The sequence below is a fragment of the Pseudomonas fluorescens genome, assembly GCF_900636825.1.
GTDB classification, from domain to species: Bacteria; Pseudomonadota; Gammaproteobacteria; order Pseudomonadales; family Pseudomonadaceae; genus Aquipseudomonas; species Aquipseudomonas fluorescens_BG.
Genome location: NZ_LR134318.1, coordinates 2,538,099 through 2,560,634, shown reverse-complemented (window position 1 = coordinate 2,560,634; position 22,536 = coordinate 2,538,099). Strand labels below are relative to the sequence as shown.

At 61.9% G+C, this 22,536-nt stretch carries 8 protein-coding genes; all 8 read right to left on the bottom strand.

Translation table 11 applies throughout. The features are described 5' to 3' along the window. Positions 1–199 precede the first annotated feature (199 nt). Complete coding sequence (locus EL257_RS11570; protein WP_126362658.1) at positions 200–12,688, bottom strand: filamentous haemagglutinin family protein; 12,489 nt, start codon at positions 12,686–12,688, stop codon at positions 200–202. A 200-nt stretch (positions 12,689–12,888) separates the two neighbouring features. Beyond that, positions 12,889–14,001: a substrate-binding domain-containing protein gene (locus EL257_RS11565; RefSeq protein ID WP_126362656.1), complete on the bottom strand. Its 1,113-nt coding sequence runs from the start codon at positions 13,999–14,001 to the stop codon at positions 12,889–12,891. Positions 14,002–14,529: 528 nt separating this feature from the next. Then, positions 14,530–15,741, bottom strand: coding sequence for a type II secretion system inner membrane protein GspF (gene gspF, locus EL257_RS11560; protein ID WP_126362654.1), 1,212 nt, complete (start codon positions 15,739–15,741; stop codon positions 14,530–14,532). Further along, positions 15,741–17,147: a type II secretion system ATPase GspE gene (gene gspE, locus EL257_RS11555; protein ID WP_126362652.1), complete on the bottom strand. Its 1,407-nt coding sequence runs from the start codon at positions 17,145–17,147 to the stop codon at positions 15,741–15,743. The genes gspF and gspE overlap by 1 nt, the downstream gene beginning before the upstream one ends. A gap of 337 nt (positions 17,148–17,484) precedes the next feature. Further along, entirely contained in the window at positions 17,485–19,860 is a 2,376-nt protein-coding gene (gene gspD, locus EL257_RS11550; protein WP_126362650.1) for a type II secretion system secretin GspD, read from the bottom strand. Then, entirely contained in the window at positions 19,857–20,405 is a 549-nt protein-coding gene (gspM, locus tag EL257_RS11545) for a type II secretion system protein GspM (RefSeq protein ID WP_126362648.1), read from the bottom strand. Before gspM ends, gspD begins: the two co-directional genes overlap by 4 nt. Further along, complete coding sequence (gene gspL, locus EL257_RS11540) at positions 20,398–21,573, bottom strand: type II secretion system protein GspL (RefSeq protein WP_126362646.1); 1,176 nt, start codon at positions 21,571–21,573, stop codon at positions 20,398–20,400. The genes gspM and gspL overlap by 8 nt, the downstream gene beginning before the upstream one ends. Beyond that, positions 21,570–22,529 (bottom strand): type II secretion system minor pseudopilin GspK, encoded by a 960-nt coding sequence (gspK, locus tag EL257_RS11535; RefSeq protein ID WP_126362644.1) that lies wholly within the window; start codon positions 22,527–22,529, stop codon positions 21,570–21,572. Before gspK ends, gspL begins: the two co-directional genes overlap by 4 nt. Between the last annotated feature and the right edge of the window lie 7 nt (positions 22,530–22,536).

Sequence of the window (22,536 nt, the reverse complement as noted above, 5' to 3'; positions counted from 1 at the left end):
AAGGTGATGGATGTAGGAGCTGCCGAAGGCTGCGATCTTTTGATCTTCAATCGGTTAGAAGATCAAGATCAAAAGATCGCAGCCTGCGGCAGCTCCTACACAGGTAGCGCAAGATCGACTATTTGGATCAATGCGTCACGTTCACCACCTCAAAAAAAGGGCGGCCAACTGGCCGCCCAAAGTACTACACGAGAGTCTTTTACAAAGTCAGTTGCCCACGCTCCTCCTCGGTCAACTGCTGTTTCGCCTGTTCATCCAGGGCCCCGGCCCCCAGCACTTGCACCGGGCTGTCGGGGTTGTAACCCGAGGCCGGCGCGCGGCTTGCGCCATCGCGCGATGGGGCGAGTTGTTCGTTGCCGAAGCTCAGCACTTGTACGGTGAACACCGAGGCCTGATTCTGCCGCGACGCCGCCTGCTGCTGACGCGCGACGTCTTCCGCCGCTTGCGTGGCCGACGATGCAGCCGAGCTGGCTGAGGTGATCGCTCCGGTATTCACCGCCGACACCACCGGCACGCCGGTCGACTTGCCCTGCACCGAAATGTTCGCGGCGTTGACCACGGTCAGTGCGGCAATGTTGACGTTGCCCGACACGCGAATCCCCGCCTCACCCGCGTCGATGGTGCCCAGCGGCGCGATCAGGTCGATGTCGCCCGGTGCCACTTCGGCAATCGGATTGAGCGTGGCGATACCGGCACCCGTGCTGGGCACCGACGGCGACAGCGTGACGTTGCCCCAGGTGTCGTACACGCGTTTCGGCGGGGTGTAGACCACGGTGGTTTTCGAGCCGCGACCGGCGTTGATGTCGCCCTCGGCCGACCAGCCAAGAATCGAGCCGCCAAACGTCGTCATGATGCGGCTCTGGCCGAGCAAGATACTGCCCTGCGAATAGAGCTGAATGTTGCCCGAGCCTTGGGTGATGATCCCCGCCGTCGACGGTGGTGCCGCGCCTTCGATGCCGAACACCTGACCGCCGCCGGGAGTGAGCATCTGGATGTCACCGCCGAACAGGGTCTTGACCCCGGCTCCGCCGTACATCGTGATGTCCCCGTCGTAACGGATCGCATTGCCCGCCACATCGGTAGTCGGAAACAACGCGGCGATGGCATTGCGACCCCGCAGGTAGCTGCCCTGCCGTGGACCGTCGACATCGTTGTATTCGAGGCCACCGGCACGCAGTTCGGCGAAGTACACCTGCCGCGCGAAGATCGCTTGCTCGGCACCTGGCAGCGCGGAGAAAAATGCCTGGGCCTGCTCGGCATCACCGCTGAAGCCATAGCCGAGGGTCAGCCAGCTCTGCAATTCGTCGAGGTAGGTTTTGACCACTTTGCCCGGCTGGCCGTTGAGAGAGGCATTCGGATTGGCAGTGTTCTGCGGGTTCAGGTAACGCGCGATGAAGCGCGAGTAATTCGGCCCCTGCGCGCCCGCGCCGGCCTGCAATACCACGCTGGCGCCAGGCCGCTGATCCCCGGCCACAAGCGAGCCGAGGCTGGTAATGCTGGCGCGGTTCTCCAGGAGGATGTTGCGCCCGGCATTGATGTCCAGCGTGCCCGGCCCGGCAATGTCGAAACTGCTGTAAAGAATGTCGCGACCGGCCGACACCCGCGATACATCTCGCAGATCATTGTGAATGAACAAGTTACCGATGGAGGTGATGTCTTCAATACCAACGCCCATGAGGCCCTGGGGTATGTAAGTTGGTTGTCCCAGATTTGTCCCGGACGCGACAATGTCGCGCCCGGCAATCATCCATACGGGCCCCGCGCCCTCATACCAAGTGCCCTTGGAAATCGTGAAATTCAACGTCTCGCCACTGCGCACGCCTACCAGGTCGCCAGTCAATGCATAAAACCGCGCCGGCTGTGCGACATCATTCAGGCCCGAGTAGCTATTGGGACCGAAGGCGAACAACGGATAACGCGTGTTGGCGGCCGATGAAACGCCGTCGCTGCTGTAGTTGGTAGCGACCGGTTTGCCGGCGTTGCTGTTGGCGAACGTATTGAACGCCGGATTGAAGGGCGTGGCGATGGCCAGCGGGCTGGCGCCGGACTGGTTGATTGCATAGCCCCCGGCATAGATAGAGTCAGCCGCGAGGAGCTCAAGCTGCCCGGACTTGGAGGGCGCCAGCAATAATGAATAACCGATCAGCGGGCTGTTATTACCGTTGGTGAACGTTGCGGACGGCCCGGCATAAATCGACCCCTGAGCTGCCACCGCGCGCAGAATCGACGGATAGACGAATCGGCCATCGGTGGGTGAAGTATTGCGACCGTTGACCACCCCAAGCGAACCATTGAATTCACCGATCTGCGTGCTGGGTGTCAGGTTGCCGCCGGCTGAAAACAGGTCGATGGCGGTGTGGTCGGTCCACAGCGAGAAGCCACTCAGAGTCCCGCCTTGCGCAATGCTGCCGTTGGCGTCGAAAACCGGTGTGGCGTTCATCAAGCTCACGCGACCCGGGTCCGTCGCGCCGCCCAGCACCAGATCACCTCGTGTCTTGATGCTCATGCCCGAGTCACCCGGAATCACCACCAGCCCACCGAAAGCGCTACTGGTGGTCGAGGTGAACGGATCAAGCGTGCGAGTTTCCCGAGCATCATGAAGGGTCGGCAAGCCGCCGTACTGCAATTTGATGCCGCCAAGCGCACCGCCCGCCAATTGCGCCGCACCGCGCAGGTTGATCAGTGCGCCTTGCAGATCATGGTTTGGCGCAACGACGCCAAGGGCCGTGGTTTGCAGCAGCGGGTTAAGCGTACCGCCGATGCGAATTTCCATATCACCGCCACCGGTCATTTGCACGCTGCCATCGCTGGCAACTCGACCGGTGCTGCCCACCGCGACGATCAGTCCCTGGCTGCGCGGATTGGTTCTCGTCTCGCCCAAAGGCTTGAGCATGCCCGCATCCTGCCCTGCACGCAGGCTGATATTGCCGCCCCCCAACGTGCCAAAACCGGTGAAGCCCACCAGGTAAGGCTCGGCGCTCATACCGTCAACGGGCATCGGCTGAGTCGCATAGCTGCCGAAGTTGATCCACCAGGCCGTAGGCATATCCGCGCTTGCGGTGCCTTGGCGCCACAGCCAGTTGCCGACCGCCACACTGGCGATTTGCTCGCGGAGGCCGCCGACACCCTGAACTTTGGTGCCCACCGAGTCCCCGGTTACCGAGCCCCCGGCGTTGATCGTCAGGTTGCCGCCCATCTGCGGATACCAGGCCTGATACAAGCTGTCCGCGCCACCGTTGACCCATTTCTCATAGTCAGCACCCGCCGTGCCCAGTACCGAATTGCTGTCCGACAAATGCCCGCGTTTCTGGTTGTACAGCGGATCGACGTTGGTGGACTGAGTACCAGCGGTATACACGCCGAACGGCGAGTCCATGCTCAGGTTGCCGGCGGCGATCAGGTCGAGATCCCCCGTGCCGGTGCGCAGGACGCTGAACATCTGGCTATGAGCTTTGGCGGTTGTGCCCGGATTATTGCCGATACACAGGTCCGGATAGATGTCGCAAAGGATCAGCGCATCTTCAGGCACTGGTTCGTAATCACCCCCCAACCCGCTGCCTGGCGCCCAAACCCAACGCGCCATCGGCTGACAAAGTCCCGGAATCAGATCGCACATGAACAACTGGTCATCGGGCACCGGGTTATACCCCGGCAGATCGTAGGGATTGCCTGGAGCCCAGACCATTGTTCCGGTACCCGTCGTCACGGTCACACCGTAATGAGTATCGGCCAGTCGCAGATTGCCATCAGTCAATACCGGCTTCACCCCGCGGGTGTCCGCCGCCCCAAGATCGGCGCCGGCCACCGCACGCATCGACCAGGAGGCACTGCCCGCAGGCAGCATGCTCGCCACCGCCCAGTTTTTACCTTGTTGTGTGCCATTGAAGGGGCGGAGCTCGATCAAAGACGTGCCGTCGGCCAGTTTCACATCGGTCATGGAAGGAATCAGCGAGCCACGCAGCAATGCCAGCGAACCACTCAACTTCACTCCGGAAGTGCTGGGCGAATCGGCATCGTACACCGCCGGCAGCGGCACACCTTTGGGCCAGTTCATGGCTTGCAGATTTGTCGCTTTGTTCAAGCGAATGCCCGCGCCCAAACGACTGTCCGCCGGCAGCGTCACGCTGTCAGTGAGCAACGTCCCTGCCGCATACAGCAGATTGCCGCTGGCATCATGAACAGCCCCGGCCAACACCGTGCCAGCGCTGAAGGTATACGCCTCAGCCAACACTGCTTGAGTCGGCAGCAACGTACCGTTAGCCAATACCGCGCCCTGAATCGTCACGTCATAGTTGAGCGTGGCGCCGACCGGAAATTGCGTCCCTTCAGCCAGCGAAACACCGCTGCCCGGCACGATCAGATCGCCACCGAATGGCTGCACACCAGCAATCAATTTCCAGCCAGCGTCATCCTGAGTTTCCGGTGGCGGCGCGAAGCCGTCGTTGATGCTGCCGTAAATATCCAGGTTGCCACCCGCGCGGATGACCAGGTTACCGGCCTCACCGGAGCCATACACCGACGGGTTCAAGCGCGTGTGCGGATTGAGGCTGGCATAGCGATAACCGGACAAGTCCAGATCGCCCTCCACCACCAGATCGCCGTCGGCGGTTTTGCTGGCGATTTCCACGCCGGGGCGCAGATGCAATGCATCAGCGTAAGTGGCGTTGTTCAGCCCGGCGAGTTTGCGTTGCAGCAGATCGTTGTTGCCCAGCGCGGCATTGATGAAGCTGTCGCTGTCGCCATGAATACGATCGAGCATGGCTTGATCGATCACTTGATACGGTCGGCCACTGACTGCCTGATCGAGGCCATCACGGGCATCGGTGTAGCGGCGTGTGCCGTTGAGGCCAATCGAGCGAGCGCCTTGAATGGTCAACGCACCGCTGGCGTCAATGGCGATGTCATTGCTGCCCAGACGTGGAGCGTTCAGCTCCAGGGTGCCGCGCAGCATTCCATCGTTTTGCCCCGCCAGATAGCCTGGCACTGCATCGGTGCCGTGACGCAGATCGATCCGCGCGCCCGAGGCCAGCGTGAGCACGCCGCCGCCGGAGTTGAGTTCAACCATGGCGCGGTTCGGCGCATCGATGATCTTGCCGTAGCTGTCGACGCGCAGCACACGACCATGGGCGTCGAGCACGCTATTGCCGGCCAGGGTCAAACCGTTTTTCGCCGACAGACGAATGTTGCCAACGCGCTCGCCACTGGCGTCGATCAGACCGGCCACGGTCAGGCTGCCATTGTCCACCGAAACGTTGACTTCACTGGCTTTGAGGCCATCGCCGATCAGCAGATTGCCTTGCTTGAGCTGCAAACTGCGGCTGCCGAACACTTGTCCGACGTTCAGGCGTTGATTGAGCGCGGCAAACTGCGCGGTGGCATCCCCGCCGAGATTTTGCGCGCGGATGTCCACGCCACCAGACTTGTAAGGCACCAGCGTGCCGCCGGCATCGTAATAACCGCTGCTGCTGCCGACGATCTCGCCCTGCAGATCGACCACCCCGGCTGCGTCAGCCAAGGCAGTGACGGTGAGATTGCCGGCCTGATTGTTCTTTGCCGACAGATCAATCCGCGAGCCCGCCGCCTGATGAATATTGCCGTTGGCGCTGTACAGCGACACGTCCCCGCCCCAGCTGTATTTGCTCACATCGTTGAACGGCAACGTACGCCCGGCCATGTCCAGCACCGCAGCATTGCCGAGGGTCAAATCGCCTTCGGACTTCACCGTCAGCTTGCCGCTGGCCAATGCAATGCGGCTGTCGAGGACAATATTGCGCGCCTCAAGACTCAACTCGGCACCCAAAGCGTTCGCCGCCCCAGCAGCCCCGCCGCCGCTGAGCGTCAGATTATTGCCAGCCTTGAGCACACTGACCGACGCCGCTTCACCGGTGAGCAACGGTGTACGCAGATTCAGGTTGCCGCCGCTGTAGCTGTAACCCTTGAGCGGATCGTAAGCGCCCTGCTCCTGATACACCGCGAGGCTGCCCTTGTGATTGGCGGTAATGCGCTCGCTGGCCGTCAGGTTGACGTTGGCAAAACCCAAGGCCAGACGATTGTTCTGGTCCATCCCACTCGCTTGCGGCATCGGGCCGTAACCCAATTCGATGCGTTGCGCCTGAATGTCCAAGGTGCCGCTGCCCGTGCCGGCGCCATCAGTGATGACGCCGCCCGGACTTTGCGTGGCGCCATTCCAGATCAGATTGGCGGTGCGGATGCTCGCCACGTCGTTGGCATCGCCCAGCCCGTAGATCGCCGGGGTGGCCAGCACCAGGTTCTGCAGCTTGCTCTGGCCGGTCTGCGGATCAAGCGTGTCGAGGCTGACGCTGCCGAAGAAATTGAAGGCATCGCGGGTGGTCAGGCTCAGGGTTTCCAGCGCCGGCGCGCCATATTGCGTATCACCACGCAGCAAGCGATTGAGCACGTTCTGGTTCAGGGTCAGGCCAGTCGGTACGCGACTGCCTGCCGCTGCCAGCGCCTCGGCACTGCCGGCGTTGACCGAACCGACTGAGAGCGCCAGGTGGCGCGTGCCGAAGCGCACCGCTTCGTCGAGTTCGAATTGATTATCCGTGGCGGCTGTCAGACTGCCGTCCGAATAAAGGATTGCTGGATTGCTGCACACAGCCGTCGTGCAGACACCGATGCGGATGCTGCCGCCGCCGGAAATGCCGCTGGCCGCTTTTGGCGCCAGAACATGAGTCCAGCCGTTGGAAGCGAGCAACAGGCTGGATTGGTCAGGCTGATAGAAATAGCCGGCCGTGGAGTCGTAGGCCACATCGCCACGCCCCAGTGTATTGATCCCCGCCCCCGCTTCGACCGTGATGCCGCCAAGGGTCGACGTGGTGCGCAACAAGACTTCCGGCGCCGACAGGATGGCCCCTTCACGCAGAACAATATCGGTGCTGGTGCCGACGAAACCGATGATGTTGGCCGAGTTGCTGTAGACAACTTTCGGCATCGCACCAATGCTCAGGCGTCCGGCATTGAGGTTGTTGAGCGTGTCAGCGTAGACCGACACGCCATTGAAGTCAGCCGTTGGTGCATGTCCAGCGCCGAGGATTTCAAAGTTCGCGCCAGCGTTGCCCCCGCGCAGCACAGCGGTGCCGGTAAAGCCACCGTCGGCGGCCTTGAACAGCGCCTGCCCGTTGAACTGCAAAGCAATGTCTTGTTCGCCACCGGCGCTCAGACGCAAGTCCAGCGTCTTGCCGTCCATGGGCGCCAACGCACGCGGCACGCCCCGTCGTGCGGCATCGCTGTCAATGAATTGGGTCAGGCTGGTTTCGTTGTATTGCGAGTAGCGGCGCAAAACATCGGCCGAGGTCAAAATTACCTGACTGGCGAGGCTGTCACGCAAACCGGTATTGGCAATCGACATCTGCCCGCTGCTGGTCCAGGAACCGTTGCGCAGTGGCAGTGCACGCGTCGTCCCGCTCGGCGTCGCCTGACCGTTGACTTCAACCCGGAACGCTCCCGGCAACAGGGCGAAATTGGAGGGCAACAAGGTGTAGGTCCCAGCTGCGAGACCGGGCACGCCCGCGCCTACGGTGATCTGCTGGCCGACACGGGGATCCACCGCTGCGGCCTCTGCCAACACCGGCGCGTAGACGCTCTGATTGCCCGGGACGATGGCGTAGACCGGATTACTCGCCAGCCCCGGCAAGCTGAAGCTGCCGTCGGCGGCGTTGCGTACCAGCGGATTCAGACGGGCATCGGTGGAGCCGCCGCGCCCGGAAACGAAACCGGCACCACGAAGGTCACCACCACCGGACAGATCAATGGTCGCGCCACTCTGTACATCGATGTATTGCGAGTTGACGACCACGCCATTGGTTTCGCCAGTAATGCCATTCAATACGACAGATTTGTCGTTGTAGCGATAGTCGATGCCGTCCGTGGTGCCACCGTAAGGCATGACCAGCCCGGCGGCGCTGACCGACGTCACGCTGCCCGGCAACAGGCGCACCTCGCTTGTGGTGGTCAGGAGATCGTCACCCAGGGTAATCAGGCCCAACGGTGCACGGATCACCCCGCCTTGCTCAATGGTGCCCGCGGTCAGGCTCAAACTGCCGAATACCGAGTAAGGCACCGCCGCAGGTGCTGCACCGCGACCGCTGATCCGCAGGGTGTGATCGCTTGCCCGGTCGGCGCCCTGATAGCCGGCGCGAACGTCAGCCTGGACGCCCGTGGCGGGGTAGATTTGCGCAGCTCCGAGATTCAAGTCACCCGGGGCCCACAGGCGGGTTTTTTCGGCACGGTCATTGGGTGCGAGGAAGCGCAAGTCACCGCTGCTGTCGAGGGACACCAAGCCAAATGCCCGGCGACTGTATGCAACGGCATGCCCTTGCGATTGCAAGATCGCACCCTGCGTACCGAACGATATCCCGTTGCCCACATCAAGCAGGCTCGCCGATGCATTGAACGATGCCTGCGACAGTCGGGTCGTGGGGTTGAGGGTCACCCGTGGCCGCGTCATGGTGGGCGCTTCAAAGTAAGTACCGACACCGGACATACGCAGGTACGGCGCGCTCAGATCGATACGTGCCATATCTGTTGAAGTTTCCGTCAGCGCGAGCGCGCCGGCATACAGATTGAGGCTCTGGTTCATGTGCAAATTGACGTCACCGTCAAACGACAGCAGGCCGTTGCTCAGCAGGCTCAGGTTGTCGAAGCCGCCGGTCATCAGGTGCTCCGCGCTCAGGTTTGCGCGACCATAGCTCAGGCCATCAGCGCGCTCGCCCGGTCGCAGATTCGCAGCAAGGGGTTCCGACAAAGCCTGGCTGATGACCATTTCCCGCGGCGCACGCACCGCATTGCTTGCCGAGTCCATGTACAGCGGGGTTTCAAGCGCCAGCTCCAGACGCCCGCCGGCAGCGCCGACGCCTCCGGCCGCCGCACGCAAGTCGCCATCCACGACCAAGCCGTTGTAGGAACTCAGGCTGATGCGCCCGCCATCCGTTGCGACGCGTGTCGGCCCCTGCCCGGCGATATCCAGAATGGCCTCGGTGCCAGAGGCCTCCAGCAGGGCACCGGGACGCACAATCACGTAAGCGTCGGCGGCGGTCGCCGTGGCCAGTTTCGAATCTATTTCGCCGCCGATGATGATGCTGCCGCCCTTGCCGACCTGACCGTAAGTGCGCCCCAAGACATCAATGGCCGTATTGGCGCGCCCGGCGACATCCAGTACGGCCTGCTCGCCGATCCAGATCGAACGGTTGTGCGCATTCGAATCCGCCACTTGATTGGAGGTACCCGGGTTGATCGAGCCGAACTGCTGCTGACGAATATCGATCGTCCCGCCCCAGGCATTCAGCTCACCTTCGACCGTGATCTGCCCGGCGCCTCGCAGCTTGATGCTCTGCCCCGGATCGACACTGATGCGCGAACCACGGCCCAGGGTCAACGTGCTGTTGGCGGCATCGATCAAGCCGATCAGGCTGGCGCCGCCCTGCAGCGTCAGACTGGCGCCGGCGCGTTGGGTGAGCGGCCCCTTGGTCGGGTTTTGCTGAAATAACGTCGGCGTCCACAGTTCCATCGCCGTTTGCGGGTCGACGCCGCTGACCTGATTGGACGCGGCATCACCGAAACGGTACACCGGCATGTTCACGTCAATCAGGGTGTTATCGGCAACGTCCAGCCCGCTCAGACCGATCAGGTTGTAAGCGGAAAAACCCTTGCTGAACAGATCACCGGACAGTTGCAGCGTATTGTCTGCCAGCACCTTGTCAGCCTGACCGACAAGTATTTTGTTGGCCTGCACCGTCAGCGTGCCGCCACCCGTTACACCGTAGCCGCGCAGTTCACCTTCAAGGTTGAGATGAGATTTACCGGGCGCCGAAATTGCACTGGATTCCAGCGTCAGGTCACCACCCTTGCCGCCTCGGGTCTTGCCGTTGGCCAATACGGCACCGCCGGAAGACACATCGAGCAGACTGCCCGCGCCAATATCGATATCGCCACTGCTGCGGATCGACAGCAAACCGCCATTCAGATAGGCGAGACTTGCGCCATCGTCAGGGTTGGTGCGCAGGTTGCTCCACACGCCGCGCGTGTCGAGGCGCACGCGTTCGGCGACTTTGACTTGCGTTGCGTTGTCGGCCTTGGCCGTGAGCCGAGTGTCGGCGGTATCGCTGCTGAGGAATTGATTGAGCACGTTGCCCAGACGCAGACTGCCGCCGCGTGCGGTCAGGTCGGCGCCGATCTGTATGTCGGGGGCATACAGGGTGATGTCGCCACCGTTATCGACCGTGAGTGCGCCATCGACTGCGACCTGATCCCTGGCCGCGACTTTGATCGCTCCGAGGCGGAAACCATTGAGTTGGTCATTATCGAGATACAACGTGCCCTTGCGCGCATCGGACACCGCACCGCTCAGGTCCAGATCACTGCCAGCGGCTGGCCGCTCGCCGCCAATCTGCACTTGGTCCAACGTTGGATTGAGCGTGTACAACAAGCCACTCGCCGCCGCGACATAGCTCGGGTCGTAACTGCCGACGATCAACTGCGCACGCCGCGCCAACGCTGTCTGACTTTGTTCATAGCCATCCAGCACCGGTTTCGGCGCCTGATTCTGCCGTTCGCCCTGATACACCTCGCCAATCATCTGCCCATCGAGCACAGCGTTGGCGGTGGCGATCACCAGTTGCCCGGCATCGCGGCCCACGGTGTAGCCCGACTCAAACCGTGAGCGCGGGGCAATCAGCGGGTTGTAGAAATAATTCGTCTGGCCCCAGCGTTCGCTATTGACTTCATAGCCTTTGTACAGACCGGTGTAGAGCAGATCGCCGGGCGCCCTGGAGACTTCATACAATTTACCGTCGGCGCCACGCAGCCAACTCTGACGGATCTCGCCGCTCTGCACATCCAGCGTGCCGCCGGACAGATTGATCAAAGAACCCTTTTCGGTGACCACGTCGTTGCCAGCGAAACTCACCGTACCGCCCTGCGCCATCCACTCGCCGATGCTGTGACCCTGCGTCCCGAGATAACCGCCGACCTCCAGCAAGCCACCCGCGGTGTACCAGCGATCAGTGGCGTAGCCGTTGGTGCCGGCGGGCACGTAAACCAGCTCACGCACATCGACCCAAATATCGTTGCTGTTGAGCGCGCCCTTCTCGCGGTTGACCGACGCATCGCGCTGTTCGTTACCTTGCACGTTGATCTTGATGTTGTTGTTTTCCATCGCGACCTTGACGCCGAGCGCCCCGGACACATCGATCATCGCGCCATCACGCACCAGGCTGCGACGTTGCGCACTGACCGCGACCTGGCCGCCAGTGGCCAAGGTAATCGAGCCGTTCTGGAACTCGGCGCTGCCGCCGCTTTGAATCTCGATGCGCGATTGATCGCCTCGGATACGGTTGTTGGCGTTGACCCCGGTCAGCGCCGCGTCACGTTGACTGTCGAGCGCCGTCAGGTCGCTGCTGTCGAGCATGATCGCCGTGGCGCTGCCCTGCCCCAGCGTGACGCTGCCGGTGCTGTCGGTGCTCGGGTTGGACAAATGAATCGTGCCACGCGTGGACACCGACGTGCTGGCGAGCAAAACACCGTTCTGCACCACCTCATGACCAGCCAGGGTGATATCGCCAGTGGCGGATTGAATCAGCCCGTTGTTGCTGACTTTGCCGGCAACGGCCCCGGGCATGAAGCCCGGCGTAACCTCACTGCCGAACGTCGTCGAAAAGGCATTACCCTCAGTGCCCGAGCCTTTGCGGATGTAGAAACGATCACCGGCGGCCATCACCGTCTGGCCCTTCGGCGTGCTGATGCTGCCGTCGTTCTGCACTTCATTGCCGAGCAGCAACGCATAGCCACCGGCGTCGGTGGAAACCGCCGGTTTGTGGGTCTCGATCGACGCGCCGCGCTCCACCAGCACCTTGCCAGCCGCATCGGTGAACGTCGGCTGAGTGCCGGTGCTGTCGAAATACAGCCCACGGTCGCGGAACTGTATGTCGGTGATATTGGCCGCCGCTGCCACCAGGTTGCGCACATTGACCTGACTGCTGCCGCTGAACACGATGCCGTTGCGGTTGACCAGCATTACCGTGCCAGCGCCCTTGATCTGGCCCTGGATCTGACTGGCCCGCGCGCTCGGGTCGTTGACCCGGTTGAGCACCGCCCAGTTCGCTTGCTGAGCGAACTCGACCGTGGTGTTGCGACCGACGTTGAAGGTTTCCCAATTCAGAATCGCCTTGTCGGCGGTCTGCTCGATCTTCACCGTGGTCTTGCCGTCAGCCTGAGTCTGCTGCGGGCCCTTGGCGTTCTGCCAACCCTGGGCGAGGCTGTTATCTACTTTCAAACCGCCCTCACCCAGACCGTCCGGCACAAACTGCACTGTGCCCAACGCCGCCGCACGACCGGCCGCTTGCGCTGCTTGCTGCGCGGCAATCGCGGCGACAGTATTGTTCAATGTCTGGATCGAACGCTGCAGCTGCTGATTGGCCTTCTGTTGTTGAGCCAGTGGCGGGGTCATGCCCGGCAAGCCACCCATGCTCGGCCGCGCCGCCGCTGCTTGTTGCGCAGCGCCCTTGGCGGCAAACCAGCCCGAACTGAACGCCGTCTGCGCCTGCGCACTGCCCGCCATCAGACACAACGCCACGGCGTGCGCCAACGGCTTGAGCAGCCACAGCGTCGGCTCCACGGCTTCACGCTGGGAGGACAGAACACGGGTACGACGACGGGATGGGCGAGCGAGCATCACTACGAGATCCTTTTTGATTGCCACACTTTGGTTGCAAAGATGCCGCAGGCCTGCAAAAACCTGCTGTTACGACATAGGCCGTTGGCGAGGGCCGCGACCGAACGGATGTCACACAAACTTCATGTTCGAGGAGTAGTCGGGCAAAAAAATGGCGGCAACCCGAAGGTTGCCGCCAGTTTTTTTTCGACAGTCTGAGCTTACAAAGGACGACCGATAGCGTTGCAGACGCTAGCGTTGTTGATGTCCAGGTTGTAGCCCGAAGTGTTGGTGATGAAGTTGGCGGTTACAGCGGTTTTCCAGGCGGTAGGCACAGCAACGAACTTGTGAGCCTGAGTCGCGGTGTTGTTGCCTGGATTGCTGTAGTGAGTGGTCAGGAAGGCTTTGACGTCCGCGGCGACGGCTGCATCCTTGTAGCACTGGCCGAAGATGAAGTTGGTGTAAGCAGCCAGTTTGTAACCCGAAGCCGGGTTAGCCACCACTGGCGACCAGTTGGCCGGGTTGGCAGCCGCCGCTTGAGTAACAGGCGCGGAAACCGATGACAGGGCCAGGGTCACGTTGAGCGACGTTGGCTGAACGCCGTTGACGCGGGCAACCACAGCGTTGCTGGTAGCGTCAACACCGTCCGGGCCGACATAACCGATGGAACCATCGACGGCGTTGACAGTGGTGGCAACATCGGAAGTGTTGGCGACGCCCACCCAGTTCGAAGGCAGGGTCGAACCGGCTGGCAGACGAGCGCTGGTGAAGGTGGTGCTGGTGGTGAACTGAGTCGGGCAGACCGAAGCCAGGTGGCGGGTCAGGATTTCCGAAGTGCCGCTGGAGACGTTGCGATAAACAATGCGGATCTTGGTGGCGTCGGAAGTACCCAGCAGAGCACCCCAAGTGGTTTTCGCGCCGGAGAAGGCATCGCACAGCTGAGCACTGGTCAGGTTCAACGCGGTCTGACCGGATTTTTTGTACGGAATGGCAACCGAGGTGGCTACCGAAGGCAGTTGGATCAGCGGGCCGTACGAAGCACCGAATTCGGTGGCGTAGGTGCTGAGTTCCGACGCGCTGAGGATCGAGTCGCTACCGGCGAAGTGCACGGTGCCGGTGGTGCCGAAACCGGCTGGATTGTTCTTCAGGAAAGCAGTCTTGCCACCGCCGCTACCGATGGCAGCGTAGGAGAAGTTGGCTGGCAGGATGCTGTCGGCAGAACCTTTGTACAGAGCGGCTGGCAGGGTTGCACCACCACCGGTAACGGCCATGGCTTGAGCGGAAGCCAGAGTAGCGACGGTCAGGGAAGCTGCGATCAGAGTGCGCTTGAACATGAAGAATCTCCTTTTCAACTGGGTTGTGAACACAGGTTTTCGGGGGTTGCTTGCATGACACTGGGAGGACTCACCGGGCCCTCGCTAGCGCTGGCCTTGGTTAAGTCACACCGACAAATTCGCAGCTTGCGGTGACAGATAAAGGAAAAAACCTCGGGAGGTGCGCGGTGATTTTCGGCGGATTTTCTCGGGTGTTTGCGGAAGTCGTCAGAAGCTCTGGATCGGGGTTCTCGCGGAATCAGGCTGGAGCCGTTGGCGGGTGGTTGCAGATGACAGAAAGGAGAACCCGAGGATGGTTGTTTTGAGGGTCGGGTGATGGCGAATCTTTTGCAAAAACCTTGAATTATTTATTGGCCTGACTGGCCTCATCGCTGGCAAGCCAGCTCCCACAGGTATTGGGTTGCCTGCTGATTCTGGACCCAAGCCAAATCCTGTAGGAGCTGCCGAAGGCTGCGATCTTTTGATTCATCTTTCAGGATCAGGATCAAAAGATCGCAGCCTTCGGCAGCTCCTACAGGGGGATGTGGATCATTGGACCAGTTGATTGATTTCTATGATCGGCAACAACACCGCCATCACGATCACCAGCACCACCCCGCCCATTACCACAATCATCAGCGGCTCCAGCAGCGCGGTCATGCCCATTGCCCGTCGCTCGATATCCCTGGAAAGGGTTTGCGCCGCGCGCTCGAGCATCGGTGGCAGCGAGCCGGTTTTTTCGCCGCTGGCAATCAAGTGAATCAGCACCGGCGGGAACACGTTCTCGACGCGCAACGCAGCGGCAAGATTCACCCCCTCGCGGACCTTGGCCGTCGCAGCGCTGACGCTGAGACTGAGGCGGTCATTGGACAGCGTCTGCCGCGCCGCTTCCAGCGCTCGCAACAACGGCACCCCGGCGCCGCCGAGAATCGCCAGCGTCGAGGCGAAGCGTGCCGTGTTCAAACCGAGAATGAACCGCCCGAACAGCGGCAGTTTCAGCACTCGATGATGCCAACGCAATCGCGCCGCCGGATTGCGCAAATACAGGCGCCAACTCCAGAAAGCACCCGCCATGAGCGCCGCGCACAACCAGCCCCACGCACGAATGAAGTCACTGGCGGTGAGCATCGCCAAGGTCAGCCCCGGCAAGTCCTGCCGCGCCTGAGAGAACGCGCTGACCACCTGCGGCACCACATAACTGAGCAGGAAAATCACAATGCCGATCGACACCAGTCCGACCACGCCGGGATAAATGAACGCCGTGAGAATCTTGCCGCGCAGGTTGTTGCGCTCCTCGATGTAATCGGCAAGCCGTTCCATCACCTGCGCCAGATCACCGGATTCCTCCCCCGCCGCAATCAATGCGCGATAAATCTCGGGAAAGTCTCGTGGCCGCGCCGCCAGCGATTCGGCCAGACGCATGCCGCTGCGCACGTCGGCGCGCACGGCGCTGAGGGTGTGGGCGATGTGTTTTTTCTCGGCTTGTTCCACCGTGGCGCTCAGCGCAGCCTCCAGCGGCAGACTGGCGCCGAGCAGACTCGCCAGTTGGCGTGTGGCCCAGGCCAGATCGTTGTCGGAGAGTTTCGCGCTGAACAGTCCACCGCCGCCGTGACTGGCGACGTTGCTCTCTTTGTTTACCGACAATGCTGTCAGGCCGCGCCCGCGTAACGCACTGAAAGCGGCGCTCTGGCTGTCCGCCTCGAGATGCCCGGTTTCGATCTTGCCGGTGGCGTCGGCGGCTTCAAAACGATAGCGATTCATCAGGCGTCCCGAGTGACACGAAGGATTTCTTCAGGGGCGGTGGCGCCGCTGCGAATCCACCGCTCACCGTCCTCACGCAGGCTGAACATTCCGGCTTTCGCGGCGGATGCACGCAAGGCCTGCTCCCCCGCCCCTTGGTGGATCAGGGTGCGGATGTCGTCATCGATGCAGAACAATTCGTGGATGCCGGTGCGGCCGCTGTACCCGGTTTGATTGCACGCCGGGCAACCCACCGGGCGCCAGGTGCCGGGCGCGGCGGGATCTTCCTGTTTGCATTGATTGCACAAGCGCCGAACCAGACGCTGCGCGAGTACGCCAAGCATCGACGAGGCCAGCAGAAACGGCTCGACGCCCATATCGATCAGGCGATTGACCGCCGACACCGCATCGTTGGTGTGCAACGTCGCCAACACGAGGTGACCGGTCAGCGAAGCCTGCACGGCGATTTGTGCGGTTTCCAGATCGCGGATTTCGCCGATCATGATGATGTCCGGGTCCTGCCGCAGAATCGCCCGCAGCGCCAGGGCAAACGTCATGTCGATCTTGGCGTTGACCTGAATCTGGCTGATGCCGGGCAAGTCGTATTCCACCGGATCTTCGACGGTGAGGATATTGCTGGTGCTCGCATCGAGGCGCGCCAGTGCCGCGTAAAGGCTGGTGGTTTTGCCGCTGCCGGTGGGCCCGGTGACCAGGACGATACCGTGGGGCTGGCGGATCAGATGATCGAGTTTGGCCAGCACTTGCGCGTCCATGCCGAGGGTTTCCAGATGCAGGCGCCCTGCCTGTTTGTCGAGCAGGCGCATCACCACGCGTTCGCCGTGTCCGGTCGGCACCGTGGACACGCGAATATCGATCGGCCGCCCGGCCACGCGCAACGCTATGCGACCGTCCTGAGGCAGACGTTTTTCGGCGATGTCGAGTTGCGCCATGATCTTGATTCGCGACACCAGCGCGCCGTGCAAGGCCTTACGCGGCGAGACCACGTCGCGCAGGGTACCGTCGACGCGGTAGCGCACCACCGAATGGGTTTCGAACGGCTCGATGTGAATGTCGCTGGCCTCGTCGCGCGCGGCCTGGGTCAGCAGTGCGTTGATCATGCGGATCACCGGCGCGCCGTCCTGAGTGTCGAGCAGGTCGGTGATTTCCGGCATGTCCTGCATCAAGCGATCCAGATCCACCTCGTTTTCCGCAGCGCCCACCACCGCCGCTGCGCTGCCGGTGTCGGCATAGGCGCTGGCGAGCAAGCCGTCGAGTTCGTCATCGCGCACCCGCTGAATCGTGGTCGCACCAAACTGCCGCCGCGCCTCATTGATCGACCAGCCGGGCGTCGACGGGCACACGGTCAACACCCCATCACACAACAAAATCCGCTGCGCCTTGGCCCAGGCGTAAGGCAACACACTCATCTCAACCCCTCCCCAATCCCGGTAGGAGCTGCCGCAGGCTGCGATCTTTTGATCTTTGGCCGTTTGGGTCCGTCGAAGATCAAGATCAAAAGATCGCAGCCTTCGGCAGCTCCTACAAGGAATCGTGTTGCGACGACGGTGATCGTTCGATGCGAAACAATCAAAGCGGTGCCTATCCGAGCAGCAGGGAAACATGTCGGACCTGTAGGAGCTGCCGCAGGCTGCGATCTTTTGATCTTGATCTTCAGCGGCATTGGAACAAGCCGAAGCAAAAGATCGCAGCCTTCGGCAGCTCCTACAGGTCCGACATTTTCCCTTGCCACAGTCATCATTCCATTCATAGCGGCTCCGCTCGGATCGGCACTGCTTTGATGGTGGCGCGTGGGCCTGAGGTTGGCGCGACCGCTGGCACGCCTTGCGCCGCTGCCGGCAACTGCGGCGCTTGCACGTCGGGCATGGCCCAGCTGCGCTCCGGTTGCAAACCGCCCTGGGCGCGGCGCATGAAGTCGTAACGGTTGAGGGTGATGCTGCGCCCCGCTTCGCTGTCGCGGATGATGTACGGGCGCAGAAACACCATCAGGTTGGTCTTGGAGATCGCCCGTCGCTCGTTGCGAAACAGCGCGCCTATTCCCGGCAGGCTGCCCAGCCACGGCACCGCGTCGTTGCTCTGGCTGTAGCCGTCCTGCAACAAGCCGCCAAGCACCATGATCTGCCCGTCATCCAGCAAAATGCTGGTGTCGATCGCGCGTTTGTTGGTGACAATACCCGCCGCCGTCACGCTGTTGGAGGCGCGTTCATCGATGCTGCTGACTTCTTGATAAATGTCGAGCTTGACCGTGCCGCCCTCGGAAATCTGTGGACGCACATTGAGTTTCAGACCGACCTCCTCACGCGTCACCGTCTGGAACGGGTTGTTGCTCGTGCCTCCGCCGCCGGTCACATAACTGCCGCTGACAAAAGGGATGGTCTGGCCGACAAAAATACTCGCGGCTTCGTTGTCCAGCGTCAGCAAGTTTGGCGTCGATAACACGTTGGTCCCGCCCTTGCTCTTCAAGGCGCGCGCCAACACTTTCAAATCGAGAATCTTGCCGATCCCGGGAATGTCGACGGTGCCGTTGACGTAACCCAGATTCAGACCTTGCGGCAACACGTCGAGGCTGGTTCTACCGTTGAGATTGATCTCCGAACCGCCCAGATTGGCGCCGCCGATCACACCGTTGCCGCCGAGATTGCCGGTCTGCCATTGCACGCCGAATTCGCTGGCATCGTCCTCGCCGACTTCAACAATCAGGCTCTCGATGACCACTTGTGCGCGGCGCTGGTCGAGCAAGTCGATCACCTCGCGCAGGTTGCGATACACCGGCTCCGGGGCGGAAATCAGCAAGGTGTTGGTGGTTGCATCAGCCTGAATCGTCACGCCGCCAGCGCTGAAGGCGACGTTCTGATCCGTATTCTGCGAGCTGCCGCTGCCACCCGAAGCGCTGCTGCCCTGGACGTAGCTGCCGCCGGTGCTGCCGCTGCTGTTCGTGGTTGTCGTGCCAGGGGTTTGTGTGCCGCCCTGGCCGTTTTGTCCGTTGGAATTAGTGCTGCTGCCCATCGCACTGAGCACCGAACGCGCGCTGTCGCTGCTGCCGCTGTCGCTCTCACCCGTGAGCAAACCGCGCAATGCCTGCGCCAGTTTCGCCGCTTGCGCGTTGCGCAGGTAGACCACATGCAGATTGCTCGGATTGCTTTGCGCGTTGTCGAGTTTGTAGATCAGATTGCGCGCCAGCTCGGTGCGTTCCGGGCTGCCAGAACGGATGATGATGGTGTTGGAACGCGGGTCGCCGATCACCGCGACTTTTTGCGTTGGATCATTGCCCGGCGCATCCAGCAACTCGGCGACCATCGGCGCAATGTCAGCGGCGATGCCGTTCTGGATCTGCACCACATCGGTGTCGATGGCGCTCTGCGTATCAATGCTGGCGATCAACTGCGCCACGCGGTTGAGATTGTCGGCGTAATCGGTGACCACAATGGTGTTGTTGCCGGGGTAGGCATTGATCGGATTGTTCGGCGAAACGATCGGGCGCAGCACCGGGATGAGATTCACCGCGTTCTCGTATTGCAGGCGAAAGGTGCGGGTGAGCATGCCATTGCCCGCCGGTCTGGCCGCGTTATAAATCGGCCCGCCGAGAAGTTTCGCATCGGCCTCCGGCACCACATGCGCCACACCCCCCACATCAACCACGCTGAAGCCCTGCATGCGCAACGACGCGAGCAACATGTCGTAGGCTTGTTGCGCCGGCACCTGGCCTTCCGACACCAGCGTCAACGTGCCTTTAACGCGCGGATCGACCAGAAACTGCTGACCGCTGGAACGCGACAGTGAGCGCACCACCGCTTGAATATCGGCGTCGACAAAATTCAGCGTCACCGGTTGATTGCCCAAAGGGTTGCCCAGCACCGCGCTGCTGGGAGCCGCCGCGCCAGTGCGTGCGCTCTTGCTGATGTTGTGCAGTTGCTTGGGCGCCGGCCGCGCCTGGGCCTGCGCCCGTTCGCGATCCGCCACTGCATCGCCATTGCGCTGAGTGTTGGCCAAGGGCCGACCGAGTTCGCTGTCGACCAGCAACGGTGGTTGATTGTGTGGAGCGTTGGTGTTGCTGCACGCGCTCAAAGCCATCAGCAACACCGGCAATGCCAGACGTGCCGGTTTGGATCCTGACCCCTTCATGAAGCTTCCTTAGCGCCCAGCGCCTGATCCATGCGAACGGTGCCTGACAACGTGCCGGCAGTGACTTCGGTCGAGGCACTTTCGATGCGCTGCAAATGCGCCTCGACCACTTGCAGAGAAAGTTGCGACGGCTGACTCAGCAGCCAGTCGAGCACGGCATCGGCGGGTGCGGCGTCGAAACTCAACAGCCATGCGCCGGCGTCCGCAACCTGTAATTGGTAATGCCCGCCGAGGCCACTGGCCTGCAGGGTTTGCTCCAGCGATTGGCCGACGCTTTGATCTGCCGGGCGCACGCTGAGGTCACGCAGCAACACTTCCAGTGCCTCGGTCTGGGCGCGCAGCTTTGGCGTTTCGGTCTGCCAGTAAGTGATCTTTGTCAGCGGCGGCTGGATCAGTGCGATCCAGACCAGCAGGCTTAACAGCGCGATTGCCATGCCCGCGACCATGCGTTTTTCACGCACCGCCAAAGGTTGCCAGCGCGCCTGCAACTGACTGCTGAAGCGCTGCCATCGAGCGCGATGGACCGCCAGCGATGCTTTATTCATCCTCGACTCCGCGGCTGTCGTCATTTTCGCTGGTGCTGGTTTCGCCGGACGGGCGCAAGGTCCAGCCATCGTCCTCGGCGGTGACGCTGATGCCGGCCTGAGCCAGAGTGCTTTGCCATTGCTTGTCGCCACCCGTGCGGCGAGCCTCGCTGAGTAAACTCAACTGCAAGGTGTCGCCAACAAAGGACAAGCGTTCAACGCTGCCGGCCATGAACGGCATGCCGCTACCGGCCTGCAACACCAGGCGATTGAAGTTCTGTGTCGGATCATCCGCCGCGCCTTTCTGCCGCGCCGCCAGTTGCTGACGAGCCTGTTGCAGCGGATTTAGGATCACCGGCAACTCGGGGAAGGCCTGTTTTACCCGCAGGCTCATCTGCGTCTTGAGCTGCTGCCCCTGGCTGGCTTCGCGGAACGCATAGAGATTCAAACCGATGACCCAGACCGCCACCGCCAGCACCGAAAAACCCAGAGCTCGGCCCCATCCGCGCTGTTCCCCAGCGGCTGGTTGCACGGCGCCATGCAAGCCCCAACCCGGCAACGGGCCGGTCCAACGCTGGGCCTGCGCCATTGGCAGTTCGGCGGTGGACGGCGCTTGATTGGCGATCCAGTGGACAGTCGTCCCCGGCTCGATCAAGTGTTGGTCAACGTGCTCGTCAAACAGCGGCTGCACCCGCGCCGCCTGCACGCTTTCGCGCAACAACAAGTGACCGTGCTGCACGCACGCCACCGTGCCCGGCAACACCGGCAAGCTGTAAGGCGCCGGGTACAGACCACGCAGGTTCAGACCACTGTGCTTGAGCATCTGCCCCAAACGCTGCAAGTCCTGACGCGGCGCCCAGGCAATCTGCACCTGCCCGTTTTCACCCCGTGAGCTGTGGGCGATGTGCATGGCGCTGCTGTCGCCGAGCATCAACGCCTGCCCCGCACACTGCACCGCCGCTGCGGTTTTGTTGGCGGGTAACGGCGGCAGCTCAATGCTCGCCAGCAGGCTGTCACTCGGGTGCAGAAAACACACCAGCGGCGGCTGTTTGGGCGTCTGGCTTAATTGACTCAGGCTCTGCGGCGCTTCACGACTGACCTGACCCTGACGGTCCAGCCACGCGCAATCCAATTCACTATGGACATCCAGTTCGGCCAGCGGCGGCAGGGCAATTCGCAGCTGGCTCATGCGCCCACCCGCGACCAGATCACCTGCGGCAAGCGATCCTGACTGCGATGCAGCAACGCCTCGACACTGACCCGACGCTGATCACGCCGCGCCTCGCCTCGCAGGCGAAACCAATCGCTGGTGATGCCGACCTTGACGCTGGTCAGCTCCAGTTGCGGCATGCGCAAGCGATTAACAAAATCGCCCCGGTTGATAAACCAGCGCCCGGCGTCGCGCTCATTGATCAACGCCTGCGCACGTTCCAACTCCAGCCCCGGCACATACGCGGCCAACACGGGCGCCGTTGCGGTATTGCCGTTGAGCCACGTCATTGCCGGAATCACCGTCACGTACGGGGCCAATTTGCCGATGACCGCGTCATTCACACCATCCACGCTGCGCAAATCTTTGAGGCTGCGCAGCATCGGTACGCTAGGGTTTTGCGGTTTGTGCGAAGCATCAGGCGAGGTGGCGCGACCACTGTTGAAACCCGGCTTGCTGCTCTCGGCAATCTGCGGATTCAACAATCGCGGATAGGAGGCAATGACTCGCTGAGTGATGCGCTGGCTCACAGCGGCATTGACGCCGATCAACTCACACAGGCGCTGAAAAGCCTGAACCTGAGCTTCATCAATGCGCTCGTTGGCCACCAGCGTGCGCAGGTTGAACTTGCCCTGTTCATCCTCCAGCCGCCCTTCAAAACCCTGCGCATTCAAGCGCTGCGCCCACGGCTGATCGAGTCGGGTCAACGGATCACGCTGACGCGCATCCCACAATAATTGCCGAGTGACTTCGACCCCACCCTGCACCACCCAGCGCCCCTGCACACGCTGCTGATCGGCTTCAAGACTGCGCGTGGCTACGCTCTGACGCGTGAGCATGCCAGCGGCAATCACCGCCACCACCGCCGCGATCAGCAACGCGCTGATGATCGCCATGCCTCGTTGCTTCGCCCGGTGCGGCGAACGACTGTCCATGGCCGGC

What these genes read in the sequence shown, in the direction of transcription:
- EL257_RS11570 (WP_126362658.1), bottom strand. Translation starts at nt 12,688, where the DNA reads ATGCTCGCTCGCCCATCCCGTCGTCGTACCCGTGTTCTGTCCTCCCAG.
- EL257_RS11565 (WP_126362656.1), bottom strand. Translation starts at nt 14,001, where the DNA reads ATGTTCAAGCGCACTCTGATCGCAGCTTCCCTGACCGTCGCTACTCTG.
- gspF (WP_126362654.1), bottom strand. Translation starts at nt 15,741, where the DNA reads ATGAATCGCTATCGTTTTGAAGCCGCCGACGCCACCGGCAAGATCGAA.
- gspE (WP_126362652.1), bottom strand. Translation starts at nt 17,147, where the DNA reads ATGAGTGTGTTGCCTTACGCCTGGGCCAAGGCGCAGCGGATTTTGTTG.
- gspD (WP_126362650.1), bottom strand. Translation starts at nt 19,860, where the DNA reads ATGAAGGGGTCAGGATCCAAACCGGCACGTCTGGCATTGCCGGTGTTG.
- gspM (WP_126362648.1), bottom strand. Translation starts at nt 20,405, where the DNA reads ATGAATAAAGCATCGCTGGCGGTCCATCGCGCTCGATGGCAGCGCTTC.
- gspL (WP_126362646.1), bottom strand. Translation starts at nt 21,573, where the DNA reads ATGAGCCAGCTGCGAATTGCCCTGCCGCCGCTGGCCGAACTGGATGTC.
- gspK (WP_126362644.1), bottom strand. Translation starts at nt 22,529, where the DNA reads ATGGACAGTCGTTCGCCGCACCGGGCGAAGCAACGAGGCATGGCGATC.